This is a genomic window from Flavonifractor sp., from assembly GCF_019422385.1.
Taxonomy (GTDB): domain Bacteria; phylum Bacillota; class Clostridia; order Oscillospirales; family Oscillospiraceae; genus Flavonifractor; species Flavonifractor avistercoris.
The window spans coordinates 37,873-57,559 of the sequence record NZ_JAHZDL010000004.1; the positions used below are offsets into that span (position 1 = coordinate 37,873).

Genomic DNA, 19,687 nt, shown 5'->3' on the forward strand with positions numbered 1-19,687 from the left:
ATTCACTCCGGTCTGCTGGAACAGGCTGTTTCACCAGATGTTCTGGATCATCTGGTAGGGTGGACCAAGGAGATGCCGGGAGTTTCCTGGCCAGCCAGTCCCCACCTGCGCCATGCGACAGGTTTATCAATATGCTGAAATATATTTTATGTTTAACATCAAATATATAAGAAAAAATTATTTTAGATATATAAATCTAAAAAAAAATAAACTTGCAAAAATCTTCGAAAATACGCTCAAATATCCCCAAAATATATTACACTAAATTTTATATTTTGCACAGGTCTGCAAACGGGACAATCATGGAAAAGCATTCCTCCCCTTGGGCTTTTATGATATAATAAAATATAATCTATGATATGTATCAGGGGAGCAGTCCCCCGCCTGATTTCAGGTGCGAGGAAGTGAAAAGGGATGGAAAAACTGCATTGGCAGGAATGCAGGCCGGACAAGATCCAGGTCCGGGGCGCCAAGGTCCACAATTTAAAAAGCATCGACGTAGAGGTGCCGCTGAACCAGATCGTGGGCATCGCCGGGGTGTCCGGATCGGGGAAGTCCTCCCTGGCGCTGGGGGTGCTGTACGCCGAGGGCTCCCGGCGGTATCTGGAGGCCCTGTCCACCTATACAAGAAGGCGGATGACCCAGGCCGCCCGGGCGGATGTGGACGAGGTTCTGTATGTCCCGGCGGCCCTGGCCCTCCACCAGCGGCCCGGCGTACCGGGGATCCGCAGCACCTTCGGCACGGGGACGGAGCTGCTCAACAGCCTGCGGCTGATGTACTCCCGCCTGGCCAGCCACCGCTGTCCCAACGGGCACTATGTGCCGCCCTCTCTGGCGGTGGCGGCGGGGCAGGAGCTGACCTGCCCGGCGTGCGGTGCCCGTTTCTATGCTCCCGGCGCCGAGGAGCTGGCCTTCAACAGCCAGGGGGCCTGCCGCACCTGCGGCGGCACCGGCGTGGTGCGGGCGGTGGACCGGTCTACCCTGGTCCCGGACGAGTCCCTGACCATCGACGAGGGGGCGGTGGCCCCCTGGAACAGCCTCATGTGGTCGCTGATGACCGACGTGTGCCGGGCCATGGGCGTGCGGACGGACGTGCCCTTCCGGGAGCTGACGCCGGAGGAGAAGGACATCGTCTACAACGGCCCGGCGGAGAAGAAGCACATCCTCTACCGGGGCAAAAAGCTGGACCAGGCCACCGAGCTGGACTTCACCTATTACAATGCGGTTTACACCGTGGAAAACGCCCTGTCCAAGGTGAAGGACGAGAAGGGCATGAAGCGGGTGGAGAAGTTCCTGAAGGAGGATGTGTGCCCCGACTGCGGAGGCACACGCCTGTCCGAGGCGGCCCGGGCGCCCCGGCTCCGGGGCATCGGCCTGGACGAGGCCTGCAAGCTGTCCCTGGAGGCGCTGGTAGGCTGGGTGGCGGAGGTGCCCGCCTCTCTGCCCACAGAGATGCGCCCCATGGCCGAGCGCATCTGCGAGTCCTTCCAGACGGTGGCCCGGCGGCTCATGGAGCTGGGGCTGGGCTATCTGACCCTGGACCGGGCGGCCGCTACCCTCTCCACCGGGGAGCGGCAGCGGATGCAGCTGGCCCGGGCGGTGCGGAACCGCACCACCGGGGTGCTGTACGTCCTGGACGAGCCCTCCATCGGCCTGCACCCGGCCAACCTGGTGGGCCTGACCCGGGTGATGGAGGACCTGGTGGCCGACGGCAACTCTGTCCTCCTGGTGGACCACGACACCCAGGTCCTCGCCCAGGCGGACTGGCTCATTGAACTGGGCCCCCGGGCCGGGGCGGATGGAGGCCAGGTGGTGGCCCAGGGGACGGTGGAGGACCTGGGGCGGAATCCCGCCTCCCAGATTGGCCCCTTCCTCACCGGGCAGGCCAGGGTGCAGGTCCGCCAGCCGTCGGGGGCGGGGGACCTCTTTGCCAAGGGGAGGCTCCACCTGTCCACCGGGACCATCCACACGGTGAAGCCCCTGGAGGTGGACCTGCCCAAGGGGCGGCTCACGGTGGTGACAGGGGTGTCCGGGTCCGGCAAGACCACCCTGATCCTGGAGAGCCTCCTCCCCGCCCTGGAAGCGGCCGCAGCGGGGAGCCCCCTGCCGGCCCATGTAAAGGGGGTGGAGGCCGGGGGCATCACCCAGGCCAAACTCATCGACGCCACCCCCATCGGCCTGAACGTCCGCTCCACCGTGGCCACCTATGCCAACGTCCACGACGAACTGCGGAAGGTCTTTGCCAAAACCCCGGCGGCCAAAGCCCTGGGGTACAAGGCGGGGGACTTTTCCTACAACACTGGCCGCCTCCGCTGCCCCACCTGCGACGGCACCGGGAGCGTCAGCCTGGACGTGCAGTTCCTCCCCGATGTGGACATCCCCTGCCCCACCTGCCGGGGCAGCCGGTATGATAAGAAAGCCCACCAGGTGGCCTACACCGCCAAGGACGGGGCGGCGGCCTACACCCTCCCCGAGATCATGGCCATGGACATCCAGGGGGCCCTGGCGGCCTGCCGGGACTGGAAGCCCATCCGCCAGCGGCTCCAGGTCCTGGCGGACCTGGGGCTGGGGTACCTCACCTTGGGGGAGGCCACCCCCAGCCTCTCCGGTGGGGAGGCCCAGCGGCTGAAGCTGGCCAGCGAGATGGGCCGGGGCCAGGAGGACACGGTCTTTGTCTTTGACGAGCCCACCATCGGCCTGCACCCCCTGGACGTGCGGACGCTGCTGGGGGTGTTCCAGACCCTGCTGGACAGCGGTGCCACCGTGGTGGTGATCGAGCACGACCTGGATGTGATCCGCAGCGCCGACTACTTGGTTGACATGGGTCCCGGCGGCGGGGAGTCCGGCGGTGAGATCGTGGCCGCCGGCACGCCCGCCCAGGTGGCGAGGAATCCTAGAAGCATCACCGGGCGTTATCTGTAAAAGTGCCCCGCAACTCCGCTGCCTGGAGAGAGCAACGGGGCTGCGGGGTATTTTCTTGACGCGGGAGACGTCAGAGCGGGCCGCCGCTGGAAGCTGCGTCCGGTTCACCAACAGGAAAGCTGGCCCTGTCTGATGCATACCCTTGGTACAAAGGGGGCGGGCAGGATGGCGGAGCGGGCCAGGCTGGAGCAGATCAGAGGCGGGCGGGCCGTCAAAGAGGAGACCGATCCGGAGTTCTGGTTCCACATACAGCGGGCCGTCCTGCTGGCGCTGAAGGACGACGGTATTCTGAGCGAGGTGCAGCTTCCATACGCAGAAGAGATGCTGCGCCAGCAGTGCCGCGGAGGCGGTGCAGGGAGGGGAGGAGACACTCCGTGATCAAAGTGGCATCCTACTGCCGTGTGTCCACCGACAAGGACGACCAGGCCAACTCCTTTGAGAGCCAACAGCGGTATTTCCGGGCGTACATCGACCGCCAGCCGGAGTGGGAGCTGTACCAGATCTATGCCGACGAGGGGATCACCGGCACCTCCACCAAAAAGCGGGCGGCGTTCAACCAGATGATCGCCGACGCCCGCATGGGAAAGTTTGAACGCATCCTCACCAAGGAGGTAAGCCGCTTCTCCCGGAACATCCTGGACACCATTGCCTACACCCGGGAGCTGAAGGCCCTGGGTGTAGGGGTGCTGTTCCTGAACGACGGTATCAGCACCCTGGAGCCGGATGCCGAGCTTCGGCTGTCCATTATGGGATCCATCGCCCAGGAGGAGAGCCGCAAGACCTCCAGCCGGGTGAAGTGGGGCCAGACCAGGCGGATGGAGCAGGGGGTGGTGTTTGGCCGTTCCCTGTTGGGCTATGATGTAAAGGATGGACGCCTGACAGTAAATCCAGAGGGCGCGGAGCTGGTACGCCTGATCTTTCACAAGTACGGCGTGGAGAAGAAGGGAACCACGGTGATCGCCCGGGAGCTGCGGGAGGCGGGCTACCGAACCCACCGGGGCGGCATCCGGTGGAACGGAAGCTGTATCGTGAAGCTTCTGAAAAACGAGAAGTATGTGGGGGATCTGATACAGAAAAAAACAATTACCCCGGACTATCTCACCCACGCCAAAAAGGCCAACCACGGTGAGGAGGAGCTGGTGATCATCCGGGATCACCACCCGCCTATCATCGACCGGGAGCTCTGGGACGTGGTGCAGGAGGAGCTGAAAAAGCGAAACCGGAATGGCGCGCTGGGAGCGGGGCATTCCAACCGCTACATATTCAGTGGAAAAATCAAGTGCGGCGAGTGCGGCGCCAGCTTCGTGTCCCGCCAGAGGAAGCGGAAGGACGGAAGCCTCAGTAGGAGGTGGAGCTGCTACTCCGCTGTCAATGAGGGCGGTATCCACGTGGATCCCCAGGGGAACCGGGTTGGCTGTGACGTGAGGATGGCCCTCCGGGATGAGGTGGCTATGGATATGCTGCGGCAGGCGCTCCGCACCCTGCGGCTGGATTCCGGCGGTCTTATCGACAGTGTGACGGCCATCGCTCTGGAAGCCATCCGGGCAGGGGAGCAGAGCGGGGGAGAGCGTCGGGAGTCCCTGGAGCTGCGGCTGGAGCAGCTGAACCGGAAGCGGGAGGCCGCTCTGGACGCCTTCTTTTCCCGGGACATCACCAGGGAGGAGATGCGGCGGATGACAGGCCGGTACGACCGGGAGGCCGCGGAGCTCCGGGAACGGCTGGCGCGGACCGGGGCCCGGTCGGAGAGCTCCTGCGAGAAGGCCGCCTTGCGGGACGATATCCGGCGGCGGGTGGCCGGTCTGGTGAACGGGGAGGGGGACAGCGAGATCTTCTGCAAAACCATCCTGGACCACATGGTGGTATACCGGGACCAGCGGGTGGAGGTACGGCTGAACCTGCTGCCCCAGACCTGGTGCTTCGTACTGGAGCGGCTGAAGCAGACGGCCCAGAATGACCCCGATGTACCGATATCGGTCAGCAGGCCCTTGAGCTCGGGATAGGGCATGGAGTAGCGCTGGCTCAGGTAGCGCAGGGAGGCACCCAGCTCACCGTCCGGCCCGCCGTACTGGCTGATGATGAATGAGGCCAGCTTGGGGTTGCAGTTGGCGATTTTGACCGGATATTGCAGCTTTTTCTCATAGATAAACATTTATTTCGTGCCTCCTTCCTGGAAGTTCCAAGGCCAGGGGTCGCAGAGCCAGGCCGCCCAGCTCTTGGCGTCGGCGGCAGACATCTGGGTGACGGGGCCGTTTGCGGCCTCGTATTTCTCTCTGGCCTCCTTCTCCATGGCGGCATACTGCTGATAGAGTGCAAACGCCTCCGCGTCACCCTGGTGGGTGTCCAGATACAGGCCCAGCTCGGCCAGCACGAACTCCAGGGCCTGGAGCTCCGCCAGGGCGCCGCCCAGCACCTTCACCGCCTCAGGCTTGACCCGGAAGGGCAGGTTCAGTCCGGGGAAGAGGGTGCCGTTGTTCAGCGCGTCCTGCTGGGAGTAGCGCTTGGAGCCGGTCTGCTGAAAAGGCACATAGGGGACGGCCAGCGGCGCGCATTCAGGCAGGGTGCCGCAGGCATCACCGCAGCCGCCGGGCGTACCCGGCGTGGTGGGTACGTTATTTTCGGGATACAAGTACAGTTCCTCCTTAGGCAGATTGAAGAGGGAAGGGGGAACGGTTCCCGCCAGGCCCCCTTCGTCTCCATTCTATGCCCGGGCAGGGCGGGGGGAACCCGGTCGAACCGACCCGAAACCGGGACTCGGAGGCGCCTGGGCAAAAATTGGCGGCACATGCCGCCCTTTTCTCTCCCATGGCTGCAAAAACTTTTTTCCGAGGGCCGCCCCTCCGCAGGTGGTACCCAAACACCGCCCCGTGTGTTATAATAGGAACCGCCCCCTCATACCGTGATGGAGAGGGGGCGGTAGCGATGATATTCAGAAGAATTGGCAGATGGCTTCTCCTGTCCGTGCTTATGCTGGGGACGGCCTATTACCTCTGGCTGTGGCCCGGAGGGACGGAGGCGGTGTTTGCTCCGGCCCGCGGCGAGGGGAGAACCCTGGTCCTGGACGCGGGCCACGGCGGGGAAGATGGGGGCGCGGTTTCCCCCTCCGGTGCGGTTGAAAGCGGGATCAATCTGTCCATCGTGTGCAAGCTGGATCAGCTCCTGGGGTTCTACGGCCAGTCCCCGCTCCTGCTACGCAGTGAGGACGTCTCCCTTCACGACGCGGACGCCGATACCCTGCGGGAGAAGAAGGTGTCGGATCTCCACAACCGGGCGGCCCGGATTGAGGACACGGAGAACGCCGTGCTGCTCAGCGTCCATCAGAACACCTATCCGGACAGCCGGTACCGCGGCGCCCAGGTGTTCTACGCAGGCGGGGGGGAGGAGAGCCAGTCCTTTGCCGTGCTCACCCAGGAGGTCCTGCGGGCGGCGCTGGATCCGGACAACAGCCGTCAGGCCAAGCCCATTCCGGATACCGTCTATCTGATGAACCACATTACCTGTCCGGGGATTCTGGTGGAGTGCGGCTTCCTGTCCAATCCGGAGGAAGAAGCGCTGCTCCAGTCCGACGGCTACCAGAGCAAGCTGGCCTCCGCTCTGGCCGCCTCCTGGCTCCAATGGCTGGCCGGGGAGGGGAGCCCGGCGGGTGCCTGACCATACCAAAGAGGGGAGAGCAGTCCCAGATGAAAGCAAAAACCCTGTTTTACTGCACCGAATGCGGCAATGAGACGGCCAAGTGGGCGGGGCAGTGCCCCGCCTGCAAGGCGTGGAATACCCTGGTGGAGCGGCCGGCCGAGCCGAAGAAAAAGAGCGCGGCGGCGTCCGCCTCCGGCGGGGGCCTGAGGACTGGCAGAAGCCGTCCTCGGCCCATGGGGGAGGTAGAGACCACTCAGGAGCTCCGCTTCGCCACCGGCATGAGCGAGCTGGATCGGGTGCTGGGCGGGGGAGCGGTAGAGGGCTCCCTGGTGCTGGTGGGCGGCGCGCCTGGTATCGGCAAGTCCACCCTGATGCTCCAGATCTGCGACAACCTGTGTCGGTTCGCCAAGGTGCTCTATGTGTCCGGCGAGGAGTCGGAGCGGCAGATCAAGCTGCGGGCCGAGCGGCTCCACGTCCGGGGCGAGGGGATGTACCTGCTGGCGGAAACCAGCCTGGAGGATGTTCTGGAGGCGGTGAACGAGCTCCAGCCCGATATCCTGATCGTGGACTCCATCCAGACCCTCTACAACGGTGATCTGGCCACCGCGCCGGGCAGCATCGGCCAGGTGAAGGACTGCACCATGGCCCTGATGCAGCTGGCGAAAGGGCATGGGATCACCGTCTTTGTGATCGGCCATGTCAACAAGGAGGGCTCCATCGCCGGGCCCAAGGTTCTGGAGCACATGGTGGACTGCGTGCTCTACTTCGAGGGAGAGCAGCAGAACTCCTACCGCATCCTGCGGGCAGCCAAGAACCGCTTCGGCGCCACCAACGAGATCGGCGTGTTCGAGATGGCGGATTCCGGCCTCAGTGAGGTGCCCAATCCCTCGGAGATGCTGCTGTCCGGCCGCCCCCAGGACACGCCGGGCACCTGCGTCACCTGCGTGATGGAGGGGGTGCGGCCCGTGCTGGCGGAGGTGCAGGCCCTGCTGGCGCCCACCAGCTTCAATGTGCCCCGGCGCACCTCCAACGGCTTCGACTTCAACCGGGCCAATCTGCTGCTGGCCGTGCTGGAGAAGCGGGGCGGGCTGCTGGTCAGCTCCTGCGATGCCTACATCAACGTCATCGGCGGCCTGTTCCTGGACGAGCCCGCCGCGGATCTGGCCATGATCATTGCCCTGGCGTCCAGCTTCCGGGACAGGCCTGTGCCTGGCGATTTGGCCGCCATCGGCGAGGTGGGCCTCACAGGAGAGCTGCGCTCGGTGAACGCCCTGGGCCAGCGGCTCAGCGAGGTGCGGCGGCTGGGCTTTACCAAGTGCCTGGTACCGGCCCGTACCGGAAGCAAGCTGGACGCGCCCGACGGGCTGCAGCTTATCCGGGTCCGCAATATCCGGGAGGCTCTGGCGGCGCTCCTGTAGGATTCGGCTGTGCCGCGCTCCGGCGGGGCACAAAATTCACGCAGGGCGACTCGGCGCAGGGCGCGCCGCTGGATGCGGCGCGTTCCAGTGTACAAACGCCGTCCTGTTGATAGACACACGCGCTGGTGCAGGCAATCAGGCTCACCAGTTCCAACTCCAATCGAGAGGGGGGTACGCCTCCAACTCAACAAAATAAAAATTTTGTTGAGTTGGAGGGAGGGTTTTGCACCACAATGACTATAAGCTGTCTGCCCCGCCGGTGCTGCGGGACTTTCTGGTCTACCACGAGACCATTCAGGGACACTCTCAAAAAACCGTGGATGAATACTACTTAGACCTGCGCAACTTCTTTCGCTACATCAAGATTGTCAAGGGCAAGGCGCCGCGCACGGCCGAGCTGGACGAGATCCCCATTGACGATCTGGATCTGGAGCTGGTCAGCTCGGTCACCCTCAGCGATGTCTACGCCTACATGAACTACCTGAGCCGTGACCGGGCCAAGCACGCCAACAGCCCCTCCACCCGCTACGGCCTGGAGGCCACCGCCCGGGCCCGGAAAATTGCGGCGATCCGCTCGTTCTATAAGTATCTCACCAGCAAGGCAAAATTACTCGGGGAAAATCCCATGCAGAATCTGGATTCCCCCCGGCTGAAAAAATCCCTGCCCCGGTATCTGAGCCTGGATGAGAGCATCCAGCTTCTGGAATCGGTGGACGAGCCCAACCAGGCCCGGGACTACTGTATTCTGACCCTGTTTCTCAACTGCGGGTTGCGGATTTCAGAGTTAGTTTCATTAAACTTACAGGACGTCCGGGAGGAGCAGCTCCGGGTGCTGGGCAAGGGTAACAAAGAGCGGATGATCTTCCTCAACGATGCCTGCCGGGCCGCCCTGGACGACTGGCTGGAGGAGCGCAGCCACCAGGCCGCCGCCGATCCCAACGCCCTGTTCCTCAGCCGCTCCCACACCCGGGTGACCACCGCCGGCATCCACTATATGGTCAAGCAGCGGCTGAAAAAGGCGGGGCTGGATGCCTCCCTCTACTCCAGCCACAAGCTGCGGCACACGGCGGCCACCCTCATGCTCCAAAACGGCGTGGACGTGCGCACCCTCCAGGAGGTGCTGGGCCATGAAAACCTGAACACCACCCAGATCTACACCCACGTGGACAATGAAAACCTGCGCTCGGCGGCCAAGGCCAACCCGCTGGGCCGGGTCAAGGCCCGGAAAAAGCCGAAGTCTGCGTCATCGGACGAGAACTGAGTGCGCATAATTGCCGCTATTGTGGCTGCCGCCCAAACCAGAACGGCGGGCGGAGCCAGTTCCAGAACGGGAACGGGGGCCGCTCCGGCCGGGGCGGCGGAGCCTCTTCCCCGCCGGTCTCCCGATAGGCGCCCAGGATATGGAGGAAGCGGATCTCCTGGAACTCATAGGTGCTGAGGGGCCGCCAGTCGGCGTCGTAGGAGTGGGCGGCGATCAGGGTGTTGTCCAGGGTGGCCGGACTGCCGATGGACACCACCACCGGCGTATGGCCGAACACATCCTTGTCAAAGCGGAGCTGGACAAAATCCCCCGGCTCCAGCTGTTCCAGCTCTGTGGAGAGGCCAAACGGGCCGGCGTTGGGCTGTGAGCGGGTGATAAAATTGTAGAAATACTCCACCCCCGTCCAGGCCGGCGCCTTGTCGTTGGCATCCCGGTAGAACCAGCCGTACACCGGGTCGAAGTTCATCACACCGGTGCCGGCATAGAGGCACTGGGAGGCGAAATTGGTGCAGTCTCCACCGATCTCCTCATAGTCGTAGTAGTTCGGATTCCGGCTGTAGGCCCACTGATGGGCATAGGCCACGGCGGCCTGGCGGTCATAGGGTATCTGTTCCAGCACGGTCCTCTCCCCTTTCTCCCGCCATCCTATTCCGGGAAACAGAAAAGCGTCCCAGCCGTAGGCTGGGACGCTTTTTTCATGCTTATGCCCCCTCAAAGAGGGCCAGGAACTCCTCCTCCGTGAGCACGGGGATGCCCAGCTCCTGGGCCTTGCGCAGCTTGGAGCCGGCCGCCTCCCCCGCTACCACGTAGGAAGTCTTTTTGGACACTGAGCCGGACACTTTGCCCCCCTGTGCCTCGATCATGGCCCCGGCCTGGTCCCGGGTGAACCGCTCCAGGGCGCCGGTGAGCACGAAGGTCTTCCCCGCCAGCTTGTCGCCCACCGGGGCCTCATGGCTCTCCAGGTTGACCCCTGCCTCCCGCAGGGTCTCGATCAGGTGCTGGCTCTGGGGGCTCTGGAACCAGGAGATCAGGCTCCGGGCCGTGATGCCGCCGATGTCGGGCACGGCGGTGAGCTCCTCCTCACCGGCCGCCATCAGGGCGTCCAGGGAGCCGAACCGGGCCGCCAGCACCTTGGCCGCCTTCTGCCCCACCTGCCGGATGCCGAAGGCGAACAGAAGCCGGGACAGGTCGTTGGACTTGGACTTCTCGATGGCGGCGAGCAGGTTCTCCGTGCTCTTCTTGCCCATGCGCTCCAGCTTGGCCACCTCCTCCCCGTCCAGGTGGTAGAGGTCGCCGGGGCCCTGCACCATGCCGGCCCCCACCAGACTCTCCACCACGGCGGGGCCTAGGCCCTCGATGTCCATGGCGTCCCGGCTGGCGAAGTGGACCAGGTGGCGCAGACGCTGGGCGGGGCACTCCGCGCCGGTGCAGCGGATGTGGGCGCCATCCTCGTCACGCACCACCGGGGCCCCGCACACCGGGCAGTGGTCGGGCAGATGGTAGGGCTCCGTTCCCTCCGGCCGCCTGTCCTTCAGCACCTCCACGATCTCGGGGATAATCTCCCCCGCCTTCTGTACCAGCACCGTGTCCCCGATGCGGATGTCCTTTTCGGTGATGAAGTCCTGGTTGTGGAGGGTGGCGTTGGTGACGGTCGTGCCCGCCAGGCGAACCGGCTCCACCACCGCCTTGGGGGTGAGCACGCCGGTGCGCCCCACCTGCACCACGATGTCCACCACCCGGGAGGGTTTCTGCTCCGGCGGATACTTGTAGGCTGCCGCCCACCGGGGGAATTTGGCGGTAGAGCCCAGGGTTTCCCGTTCTGCAAGGCTATTTACCTTTACAACAGCGCCGTCGATGTCAAAGGGATAAGCCTCCCGGCCCTCCCCCATGGCCTTGATCCGCTCCGCCGCCTGGGCGATGGTCTGACAGGTGTCATGTGGAATTACTTTAAACCGCTGCTGCTGCAGGTACTCCAGGGTTTCCGAGTGGGTGGTGAAGGTGCGCCCCTCCGCCCACTGGATGTTGAACACCCGGATGTCCAGCCCCCGGGAGGCGGCGATCTTGGGGTCCAGCTGCCGCAGGGAGCCCGCCGCCGCATTGCGGGGGTTGGCAAAGAGACTCTCCCCTCTCAGCTCCCGCTCCTCGTTGAGCCGCTCAAAGCTCTTCTTGGGCATGAACACCTCCCCCCGGACAATCAGGGAAGGCAGGGCCTCCGGCAGGCGCAGGGGGATGGAGGGGATGGTTTTCAAGTTCTCCGTCACGTCCTCCCCCACCTGGCCGTCGCCCCGGGTGGCTCCCCGGACAAAGAGGCCGTTTTCATACTCCAGGGCCACGGACAGGCCGTCCACCTTGGGCTCCACGTCGTACTCCACGCCGTCGGGCAGGGCCTCCCGCACCCGCTGGTCGAACTCCTCCAGCTCCTCCACGGAGAACACGTCCTGGAGGCTCTCCAGGGGCACCCGGTGGTGTACCTCCTGGAAGCCGTCCGCCACCTTGCCCCCCACCCGCTGGGTGGGCGAATCGGGGGTGATCAGCTCCGGGTACTTGGCCTCCAGCTCCTCCAGACGGCGGAGCTTGTGGTCAAAGTCGTAGTCGGACATACTGGGGTTGTCCAGCACGTAGTATTCATAGTTGGCCTGCTCCAGCTCCCGGCGCAGGGCCTCTATCTCCTGTCTCTCGTCCATGTTGAACCTCCACTTGGAAGTGTTGGGTAAATCGGGGGGCCAGTCGGCGCAGAAGCAGGGCAGTCAGGCCGCCGACAAAGGCCCCCAGTGTATTCAGGATCAAATCGTCTACATCGGTGGAGCGGTTGACAAAAAGCTGGAGAAACTCGATGGAAAAGGAGACGCAAAAGCCGGTCAACAGCCCCTTCCACCACCGGGGCCGCCACAGCAGATTGGGGAAAAAGCCCACCGGCAGAAAGATGAGCGCGTTTGCCATCGCCATATAAAACGTCCAGCTCCCCATGGTCTGAAAGCTCCACAGGAAATAGGGTCTCCAACCGATGTACTGCGCGGATTGGGACAGCGGCGTCAGTGGGAAAAATGCCTCCCGACCCTGAAACGCCTCCTGCCAGTGGTACAGCGTCCAGAAATTGGCCGGAAAAACGGTCAGAGCGGCCAATCCGGCACCAAACATGACAAAGAGAAGCAGGACGGTTTCCCGCCAAACACCGCTGGCCAATCCCCGACGGGCCAGCCGCCGCCTTCTCCATGGGCGCAGGGCAAAGAAGACCATGGCGGCCAAAACCATGCAGGGGAGCATCTGGGCCACATAGTCCCAGGAGATTGCAACGTACCACAGCAGGGTATCCATCATTTTACCCCTTTCCGTCGATATGTGCCCATCATACCACGGAAATGCCAAGGATGTTTTACGGTTTCCTTACAGATTTCTTACGGGCTTCCCGGCAGCTCCAGATAGGCATCGGGCACCTGGCCCACCAGCAGGGTCTCCGCCGCGCACACCTGGGCCTCCACGACGGTGTCCACCGTGCCGCCGGGGATCAGCAGGGTGCACTCCACCCGCACATTCAGCATGATCCGGTGGAGGGTCTGGTTGATCCCCGCCGAGGTAAAGACGTTTTCGAAGTCCGCCGTGGGCACGGCGGCGGTGAGCACTCGTACCGGCAGCACCGGCCCCAGGTCGGAGGCGGTGGCGAAGCCGGTGAGGCTGCCCAGGGGGACGCCCAGCTCCTGGCTGTCAAGCTGTTCCACCTGCGTGAGCACCTGGTCCAAGATTTCCGTCCGTAAGGCATTGAGCTGGGCGGTGTTGGCAGCCAGGACGCTCACCTGCCCGGCGGCGTCCTTCTCCAGGGTGACCAAGTCGCTGTAGGAGATGGCCTCACTGGTGAGGGTGCCGTTCACCGCGTCGTTGACGATGCGGGTGACGGCGTTCTCCACCCTGGCCTGGGCCAGTGCCGTGAGGGTGGGCCGCATAGCGGAGTCGATCAGAAAGATGACCGACAGGGCCAGCCCCACCCCGATCACCAGAGGGAGCAGCCGCCCACCTCCCCGCTCCGGCTTTGGCCCCCGACGGCGGGGCGTCCGCAGCCAGGGGCGGATTCTCGGCCTGCCGCGCATGGCCTCACCTCCCGGTTTAGCCTATGCGGAAAAGGGCCTGCCCTATTCCCCGCGCAGAAGCTCCTCCACCGCCAGCATGACGCCGGCCTTGCCGCTCTCGTAGGTGAGGCCGCCCTGGAGATAGGCGGTGTAGGGCTCCCGCATGGGCGCGTCACAGGACAGCTCGATGGAGGCCCCCTGGATGAAGGCCCCGGCGGCCATGATCACCTGACAGTCGTAGCCCGGCATGTCCCAGGGCTCCGGGGTCACATAGGAGTCCACCGGCGCGCCGAACTGGATACCCTTGCAGAACTTTTTCAGGGGCTCCGGCGCGCCGAAGTGGATCATCTGGATAATGTCGTGGCGTACCGCGTCGGAGGTGGGCTCGGTCTCATAGCCCAGCAGCTCCATGATCCGGGCGGCAAACACCGCCGTCTTCACCGCCTGGGCGGTGGTATGGGGGGCAAGGAAAAGTCCTTGATAGAGGCTGCGGTTGGCCCCAAAGGTGGAGCCGCACTCCTTGCCGATGCCGGGGGTGGTGAGCCGCATGGCGGCCCCCTCCACTAGGTCGTGCCGTCCGGCGATGTAGCCGCCGGTGGGGGCCAGGCCGCCGCCGGGGTTCTTGATCAGGGAGCCCACCACCAGATCGGCCCCCACCTGGGTGGGCTCGATGGTCTCCACAAACTCGCCGTAGCAGTTGTCTACCAGGATGGCGGTGTCCGGATTGTTTTCCCGCACCACCCGGCACAGCTCCCCGATCTCCGCCACCGACAGGGACGACCGGGTGGAGTAGCCCTTGGAACGCTGAATCAGCACCGCCTTGACCCGGGGATTTTTCACCGCCTCCGCCAGGCCGGCGGGGTCGGGCGCATTGTCAAGCAGTTCCACTTGCTGATACTCGATTCCGTAGCTTTTCAGGGAGCCGGGGCCCTTGTCCACCACGCCGATCACGCCCAGCATGGTGTCGTAGGGGGCCCCCACGGCGGACACCAGGATGTCGCCGGGTTTCAGCGCCCCGAACAGGGCGCAGGAGATGGCGTGGGTGCCGTTGACGAACTGCAGGCGCACCAGGGCGTCCTCGGTGCCGAAGATGTCGGCGTAGATCTGATCCAGGGTGTCCCGGCCCAGATCGTCGTAGCCGTAGCCGGTGGTGCCTGCGAAGTGGGCCTCCGCCACCCGGTGCTTCTGGAAGGCCGCCAGCACCTTGCGGGTGTTCTCCTCCGCAATGGCGTCAATGCGGCCGAACTGCTCGGCCAGCTCCGCCTGGGCCTGGGCAGCCAGGGCCAAAACTTTGTCGCTTATCTGTAAAGGCATTTCCTATTACACACTTTCCTGTCTCTATATTTTAAGTCAATCCAGCTTAGCCTGGGCGAAAGCGGCTACCAGGGCGGCGCAGGCCTCGATATCCCCCGCATCCGCCATCTCCAGCGGGGTGTGGACGTAGCGGGTGGGGATGGAGATGCCGCCAGTGTACACGCCGGCCCGGCTCTGGTGGATGGCCCCGGCGTCGGTGCCGCCGTAGCGCAGGATGTCCTTCTGACAGGGGATCTGCCCCTCCTGGGCCAGCTTCTCCAGCCTGGCCACCACCGACGGGTGGCAGATCACGGAGCTGTCCATCACCTTGATGGCAGCTCCCTTCCCCGCCGAGCTGCTGCACTCGTGGGGGGCGGAGGGGATGTCATCGGAGTCGGTGACATCCACGGCGATGCCGTAGTCCGGCTCCACCCCGTAGGCTGCCGTCTTAGCGCCCCGAAGCCCCACCTCCTCCTGGACAGTGAAGGCAAAGGTCAGGTCGTTGTCCGTCTCCCCCAGCCGCTCCATGGCCATGAGGAGCACCACGCAGGCAATCCGGTCGTCCAGGTAGGGAGAGAAGATCCGGCTTCCGCTCTGGAAGGCGGCGGTGTCGTACACCGCCACATCCCCCACCTGCACCATGGATCTGGCTTCCGCTTCATCCTTGGCGCCGATGTCCACGTAGAGGTGCTCCAGCTTCATCTCCTTGGCCTCCACCTTGCCCTCCAGGGCCACCACGCCCCGGACGCCATTGGCAAACCGGACGGGGGCGCCCAGCACCTCGTGGGCGGACAGACCGCCCACCGGGCCAAAGCGGAGGAAGCCGTGCTCGTCAATGTGGGTGATAATCAGCCCGATGGAGTCCATGTGGGCGGCAAAGAGCACCTTGGGCCCCTTTCCCTTCTTGTGACAGAGCAGGTTGCCCAGGGTGTCCACCGTGCACTCGTCCACATAGGGCGCGGCGATTTTGCGGATGGCCTCGGCCACCGCCCCCTCCTGCCCGGAGGGGCCAAAGCAGGCATTCAGCGCCCGCAGGGTCTCTAAAATCTCCATGTTGTTCACTCCTTTTCCGCCAGATCGCTGAGGAAGGCCCGGGTCAGGGCCAGCATACCGTCCACGTCTCCCAGAGAGACCAGCCCCGAGGGGGTGTGGTGGTAGCGCACCGGCACCGACAGCATGGCCGTCCGCACACCGGCCTTGGTGCGCTGGAGTGCGGCGGCGTCCGTCCTGCCGGGGATGCTGCCGCTGGTCTGCCAGAGGATAGTCTCTCGCTCCGCCAGGGACCGCAGCTCCTCAAACAGGCCCCGGTCGGCGATGGAACCCTTGTCCATCACGGGCAGGACGACGCCCTTCCCCAGGGTGCAGCCCCGCTTATGGGCGGGCACGCCGGGGGCGTCCGCCGTGTCGGCCCCATCCAGCACCAGGGCGATCTCCGGGGTGACGGAGAAGCCCGCGCCGAAGGCGCCCCGGTTGCCCACCTCCTCCTGGGCGGTAAAGACAAAGGTGCAGTCCAGGGGCAGTTCTTCTTTCAGAAGGGTCAGCAGGACGGCGCACCCCACCCGGCTGCCCAGGGCCTTGCCCTGGAACAGGCCGCTGCCAAATTCCCCGGCGGTGGAGTCAAAGGCCGCCACATCCCCCAGGGACACCAGGGCCTCCGCCCCGGCCTTGTCTTTGGCGCCAATGTCGATATAGAACTCGTCCAGCTTGGGGACGGACTTCTCCTCCTCCCGGCTCACCAGGTGGTAGGCCTTGAGCCCCACCACGCCGGGGATGCCCTTGGGGCCCACCCGCACCGGCTTGCCCAGAAGCACCCGGCGGTCAAGAGCGCCCACGGCGTCAAATTTCAGATAGCCCTCGTCGGTGATGCGGCGCACCATGAGCCCCACCTCATCCATGTGGGCGCACAGCATGACCTTGTTGCCCGTGGGCTTTTTCCCCTTCTTGGACACGATCAGGTTGCCCAGGGTATCCACCCGCAGGGTGTCGGCATAGGGCTTGGCCTCCGCGTACAGGTAGTCCCGCACGGTGTCCTCCCAGCTGGACACGCCGTCCAGTCCGCAGAGGGTTTTCAGCAGCTCCTTCACCGTACCGCCTCCTTCCCCAGATTCTCCGTAAAGGCGGCCAGCAGCTGGGCCACCCCCTCCATGTCGGCCAGGGACAGGGTCTCCACCGGTGTGTGCATATACTTCAGGGGCAGGGACAGCACCGAGGTGGCCACCCCTTCCCTGCTGATCTGCATCTCCCAGCCGTTGGTGCCCGTGTGACCGGACATGATCTCCAGCTGGTAGGGGATGCCGTGCTCCTTGGCCTTGGCGATCATCCGCTCCGTCATCCACCGGGTCATGTTGGGTCCCACGCCGATGGCAGGGCCGCCGCCCAGCTCAAAGGTCTTGTCCGCCGGGCCGTCGGGGGTCTTGCCGTGGGTCACGTCCACCGCCACGCAGAAGTCGGGGGCCACGGCCCAGGTGCCCACGGTGGCCCCCGCGCCGGACACCTCCTCCCGGGTGGAGCCCATGATGTGGAGCTCCACATCCAGCTCCTTGTCATGCAGCAGCTCCGCCGCCCGCAAAAGGGTGACGAAGCAGGCCCGGTCGTCCATGGACTTGCCGCACATCTGGTCCTCCCCCAGGGGGAAGCAGCCCGCCCGGTACACCATGGGGGTACCGACGGGTACGGCCCTCTCCGCCTCCTCCTGGGACAAGCCCACGTCCACGTACAGCTCGTTCAGGGGCACGCTCTTGTTCTCGTCTCCCCCCGCCGGGCAGGCCACCAGCCCCCGCAGGGGCGGGTCGGTGAGCACCACCAGCTCCCGGCCGGGAAGCATCCGGGGATCCACCCCGCCGATGCTGCGAAAGCGGAGGAAGCCGTCCTCCACGCCGGTGACAATCAGGCCGATCTCGTCCAGGTGGGCGTCCAGCAGCAGCTTGGGGGCGTTGGGGGTCTTGCTGCGGCGCACGCCGAGCACATTGCCCATGCGGTCGATGGACACCTCATCCACCAGGGGGCGGAGCAGCTCCGCCGCCACGGCCGCCGCAGGGCCCTCAAACCCGGAGGGGGCGGTGCAGGTGCACAGCCGCTCCAGGGCTTGCCTCATATCCAAATCCCATCATCCTTTCCGCCCGGAAAAGGTCGGGGCCGGGAAATCCCGGCCCCGGAGCCTCACTCCAGACCGTAGATAATCTTTTTGAAGGCCGCGCCCCGCTCCATGAAGTTCTTGAACCTGTCAAAGGAGGCACAGGCGGGCGACAGAATCACCACATCGCCGGACTGAGCCGCCTGGCAGGCCGCCAGCACCGCCCCGTCGAAGGAGCTGTACTCCTGGATGGGCAGGGCGTCCGGGCGGTAGCCCGGGGAGGCCTCCACCGCCGCGCGGATCTTGGGGGCGGTGTCCCCCGTCAGAAACAGGGCCTTCACGTGCTCCACCACCTCGGGGCCCAGCACGTCGAAGGGGATGTGCTTGTCATACCCGCCGGCGATGAGGAGCACCTTCTCTTTGAAGGAGCGTAGGCCGGCGATGGTGCGGGAGGGGCTGGAGGCGATGGAGTCGTTGTAGTACCGCACGCCCCGGAGGGTGCGCACCAGCTCGATGCGGTGCTCCACCCCGGCGAACTTGGCGGCGAAGTCCCGCACCACCTGGTCGGGCACCAGGCCGTCCAGGGCGGCGATGGCCGCCATATAGTTCTCCACGTTGTGCTCGCCGGGCAGGAGGATGTTCTCCAGGCAGAGCACCGGCCGCTCGTGCATGTCGTTGCGCACCCAGATGGCCCCGTCCTTCACAAAGACGCCCTTCTCCGGCTCCGTCCGGCGGCTGAACAGGGTCACCCGGCCCCTGGCCTCAGGCGCAAAGCCGCTGGTGATGCCGTTGTCGGCGTTGAGCACCAGCAGGCCGCCGGGGCCCTGGTGGGTGAAGATGTTCTTCTTGGCGGCGATGTACTCCTCCATGGACTTGTGGACGTCCAGGTGGTTGGGCGCCAGGTTGGTGATCACCGCGATGTCCGGGCTCTGCTCCATGGTCATGAGCTGGAAGGAGGACAGCTCCAGCACCGCGATGTCGCCGGGCTCCATGCCGTCCACATCGGGGAGCAGGGGCCGGCCGATGTTGCCGCCCACGTACACACTCTTCCCCGCCGCCTTGAGCAGCTCGGCGATAATGGTGGTGGTGGTGGTCTTGCCGTCGCTGCCCGTCACGGCGATGGTTTTGCAGGGGCAGACCTGGAAGAACACCTCCATCTCCGAGGTGATGACGCTCCCCCGCTCTTTTGCCGCGATCAGCTCCGGCACGTCGGGCCGCAGGCCGGGGGTGCGGAAGATTACGTCATGATCCAGCCCCTCCAGATAGTCCGAGCCCAGCCGCAGCTCGGCCCCAAGGCTCTCCAGCTCCTCGGCCTGGCCGGCGAAGTCGTCCCGCTGGCGCTTGTCGCAGGCGGTCACCTCAATCCCCGACCGCAGGAGCATCTTGATCAGGGGGGTGTTGGACACGCCGATGCCGATCACCGCCACCCGCTTCCCCCGCAGGGACGCCAGATAATCCTGTATGGTGGAACTCATAGCACGTTCCTCCCTCATATAGTCTGTAACTAAATAATTATATCCTATCGCGGAAAAAATTTCAATGAAAATGCGGCGGCTTGGGGGACACTCACGATTCCCATTTGACAACCGGGCCGGGATCCGGTACAATGTGCTTCGCAAGCAAGCTGGACAGCCGCGCGGGCGGGGCGAAAGGCCCGTCTGTGAGGAAAGTCCGGGCTCCACAGGGCAAGGATAACGGGTAACACCCGCCGGGGGCGACCCTAGGAAAAGTGCAACAGAGATATACCGCCATTGCAGTTGAACTGTGCTGGTAAGGGCCATGCGGCGCTGTGCGCCGCGCGGGGGATAGTGTGAAAGGGGGCCGGCGAGGCCCGCCTTTCGCGTCCGGTCACCCCGCCGCAGCGAATGCAATTCCGAAGGAATTGCCTTTCCACCCTTACCATTGCAGCTCAGCTGCAATGGTAAGGGTGGAAAGGTGAGGTAAGAGCTCACCCGATGGCGTGCCAAGCGTCCATCGCTGTAAACTCTATCCGGAGCAACGCCGTGGAGGGACATATGGCCGGCCCGGC

Annotated in this window: 15 protein-coding genes, 1 other RNA gene and 2 pseudogenes; 7 read left to right on the plus strand and 11 right to left on the minus strand. The window is 64.7% G+C overall.

All coding sequences use genetic code 11. The annotated features are described in order from the left end of the window. The first annotated feature begins 414 nt into the window (after positions 1-414). From QZ378_RS01285 to QZ378_RS01295, 3 genes are all read left to right on the plus strand, one after another. Positions 415-2,922, plus strand: coding sequence for an excinuclease ABC subunit UvrA (locus tag QZ378_RS01285; RefSeq protein ID WP_291257048.1), 2,508 nt, complete (start codon positions 415-417; stop codon positions 2,920-2,922). 165 nt (positions 2,923-3,087) lie between these two features. Continuing rightward, positions 3,088-3,300, plus strand: a complete 213-nt coding sequence (locus tag QZ378_RS01290; RefSeq protein ID WP_291257049.1) for a hypothetical protein — start codon at positions 3,088-3,090, stop codon at positions 3,298-3,300. A gap of 5 nt (positions 3,301-3,305) precedes the next feature. Beyond that, positions 3,306-4,922, plus strand: coding sequence for a recombinase family protein (locus QZ378_RS01295; RefSeq protein ID WP_291257062.1), 1,617 nt, complete (start codon positions 3,306-3,308; stop codon positions 4,920-4,922). Here the strand turns inward: QZ378_RS01295 and QZ378_RS01300 are convergent. Further along, positions 4,883-5,071 (minus strand): annotated as a pseudogene (locus QZ378_RS01300) (manganese catalase family protein); the annotation flags it as partial. The gene QZ378_RS01295 and the pseudogene QZ378_RS01300 overlap by 40 nt on opposite strands. Beyond that, positions 5,072-5,548 (minus strand): spore coat protein CotJB, encoded by a 477-nt coding sequence (locus QZ378_RS01305; RefSeq protein ID WP_087240583.1) that lies wholly within the window; start codon positions 5,546-5,548, stop codon positions 5,072-5,074. Between the two features lie 293 nt (positions 5,549-5,841). On the opposite strand from QZ378_RS01305, the gene QZ378_RS01310 reads away from it, so the two are divergent. The 3 genes from QZ378_RS01310 (at position 5,842) to QZ378_RS01320 (ending at position 9,231) form a co-directional block, all read left to right on the plus strand. After that, positions 5,842-6,570 carry an N-acetylmuramoyl-L-alanine amidase gene (locus QZ378_RS01310; protein ID WP_291257050.1) on the plus strand — a complete coding sequence of 243 codons (729 nt, stop codon included), beginning with the start codon at positions 5,842-5,844 and terminating at the stop codon, positions 6,568-6,570. A gap of 29 nt (positions 6,571-6,599) precedes the next feature. Further along, positions 6,600-7,970, plus strand: a complete 1,371-nt coding sequence (gene radA / locus QZ378_RS01315; protein ID WP_291257051.1) for a DNA repair protein RadA — start codon at positions 6,600-6,602, stop codon at positions 7,968-7,970. Between the two features lie 223 nt (positions 7,971-8,193). Beyond that, positions 8,194-9,231: a tyrosine recombinase XerC gene (locus QZ378_RS01320; protein ID WP_291257052.1), complete on the plus strand. Its 1,038-nt coding sequence runs from the start codon at positions 8,194-8,196 to the stop codon at positions 9,229-9,231. 118 nt (positions 9,232-9,349) lie between these two features. Here the strand turns inward: QZ378_RS01320 and QZ378_RS01325 are convergent. From QZ378_RS01325 to murD, 9 genes and pseudogenes are all read right to left on the minus strand, one after another. Further along, positions 9,350-9,850: pseudogene (locus QZ378_RS01325) on the minus strand (amidase domain-containing protein); the annotation flags it as partial. Between the two features lie 82 nt (positions 9,851-9,932). Beyond that, complete coding sequence (ligA, locus tag QZ378_RS01330) at positions 9,933-11,915, minus strand: NAD-dependent DNA ligase LigA (RefSeq protein ID WP_291257053.1); 1,983 nt, start codon at positions 11,913-11,915, stop codon at positions 9,933-9,935. Continuing rightward, positions 11,857-12,546, minus strand: a complete 690-nt coding sequence (locus QZ378_RS01335; RefSeq protein WP_291257054.1) for a VanZ family protein — start codon at positions 12,544-12,546, stop codon at positions 11,857-11,859. Before QZ378_RS01335 ends, ligA begins: the two co-directional genes overlap by 59 nt. 80 nt (positions 12,547-12,626) lie before the next feature. Then, positions 12,627-13,313 (minus strand): sporulation protein YunB, encoded by a 687-nt coding sequence (gene yunB / locus QZ378_RS01340; RefSeq protein WP_291257055.1) that lies wholly within the window; start codon positions 13,311-13,313, stop codon positions 12,627-12,629. A gap of 42 nt (positions 13,314-13,355) precedes the next feature. Then, positions 13,356-14,606 carry a methionine gamma-lyase family protein gene (locus QZ378_RS01345; protein WP_291257056.1) on the minus strand — a complete coding sequence of 417 codons (1,251 nt, stop codon included), beginning with the start codon at positions 14,604-14,606 and terminating at the stop codon, positions 13,356-13,358. A 36-nt stretch (positions 14,607-14,642) separates the two neighbouring features. Continuing rightward, positions 14,643-15,638 carry a M42 family metallopeptidase gene (locus tag QZ378_RS01350; RefSeq protein ID WP_291257057.1) on the minus strand — a complete coding sequence of 332 codons (996 nt, stop codon included), beginning with the start codon at positions 15,636-15,638 and terminating at the stop codon, positions 14,643-14,645. Between the two features lie 5 nt (positions 15,639-15,643). Continuing rightward, positions 15,644-16,669, minus strand: coding sequence for a M42 family metallopeptidase (locus QZ378_RS01355; RefSeq protein ID WP_291257058.1), 1,026 nt, complete (start codon positions 16,667-16,669; stop codon positions 15,644-15,646). Continuing rightward, positions 16,666-17,679, minus strand: coding sequence for a M42 family peptidase (locus QZ378_RS01360; RefSeq protein ID WP_291257063.1), 1,014 nt, complete (start codon positions 17,677-17,679; stop codon positions 16,666-16,668). The genes QZ378_RS01355 and QZ378_RS01360 overlap by 4 nt, the downstream gene beginning before the upstream one ends. Before the next feature lie 65 nt (positions 17,680-17,744). Beyond that, positions 17,745-19,133 carry a UDP-N-acetylmuramoyl-L-alanine--D-glutamate ligase gene (gene murD / locus QZ378_RS01365; protein ID WP_291257059.1) on the minus strand — a complete coding sequence of 463 codons (1,389 nt, stop codon included), beginning with the start codon at positions 19,131-19,133 and terminating at the stop codon, positions 17,745-17,747. A gap of 141 nt (positions 19,134-19,274) precedes the next feature. On the opposite strand from murD, the gene rnpB reads away from it, so the two are divergent. Next, positions 19,275-19,687, plus strand: an RNA gene (gene rnpB, locus QZ378_RS01370) — RNase P RNA component class A; the annotation flags it as partial.

Excerpts from the sequence above, each read along its gene's own strand:
- QZ378_RS01360 (WP_291257063.1), bottom strand. The coding sequence starts at position 17,679 with ATGAGGCAAGCCCTGGAGCGGCTGTGCACCTGCACCGCCCCCTCCGGG.
- radA (WP_291257051.1), top strand. The coding sequence starts at position 6,600 with ATGAAAGCAAAAACCCTGTTTTACTGCACCGAATGCGGCAATGAGACG.
- QZ378_RS01310 (WP_291257050.1), top strand. The coding sequence starts at position 5,842 with ATGATATTCAGAAGAATTGGCAGATGGCTTCTCCTGTCCGTGCTTATG.
- QZ378_RS01350 (WP_291257057.1), bottom strand. The coding sequence starts at position 15,638 with ATGGAGATTTTAGAGACCCTGCGGGCGCTGAATGCCTGCTTTGGCCCC.
- ligA (WP_291257053.1), bottom strand. The coding sequence starts at position 11,915 with ATGGACGAGAGACAGGAGATAGAGGCCCTGCGCCGGGAGCTGGAGCAG.
- QZ378_RS01335 (WP_291257054.1), bottom strand. The coding sequence starts at position 12,546 with ATGGATACCCTGCTGTGGTACGTTGCAATCTCCTGGGACTATGTGGCC.
- murD (WP_291257059.1), bottom strand. The coding sequence starts at position 19,133 with ATGAGTTCCACCATACAGGATTATCTGGCGTCCCTGCGGGGGAAGCGG.
- yunB (WP_291257055.1), bottom strand. The coding sequence starts at position 13,313 with ATGCGCGGCAGGCCGAGAATCCGCCCCTGGCTGCGGACGCCCCGCCGT.
- QZ378_RS01290 (WP_291257049.1), top strand. The coding sequence starts at position 3,088 with ATGGCGGAGCGGGCCAGGCTGGAGCAGATCAGAGGCGGGCGGGCCGTC.
- QZ378_RS01285 (WP_291257048.1), top strand. The coding sequence starts at position 415 with ATGGAAAAACTGCATTGGCAGGAATGCAGGCCGGACAAGATCCAGGTC.
- QZ378_RS01345 (WP_291257056.1), bottom strand. The coding sequence starts at position 14,606 with ATGCCTTTACAGATAAGCGACAAAGTTTTGGCCCTGGCTGCCCAGGCC.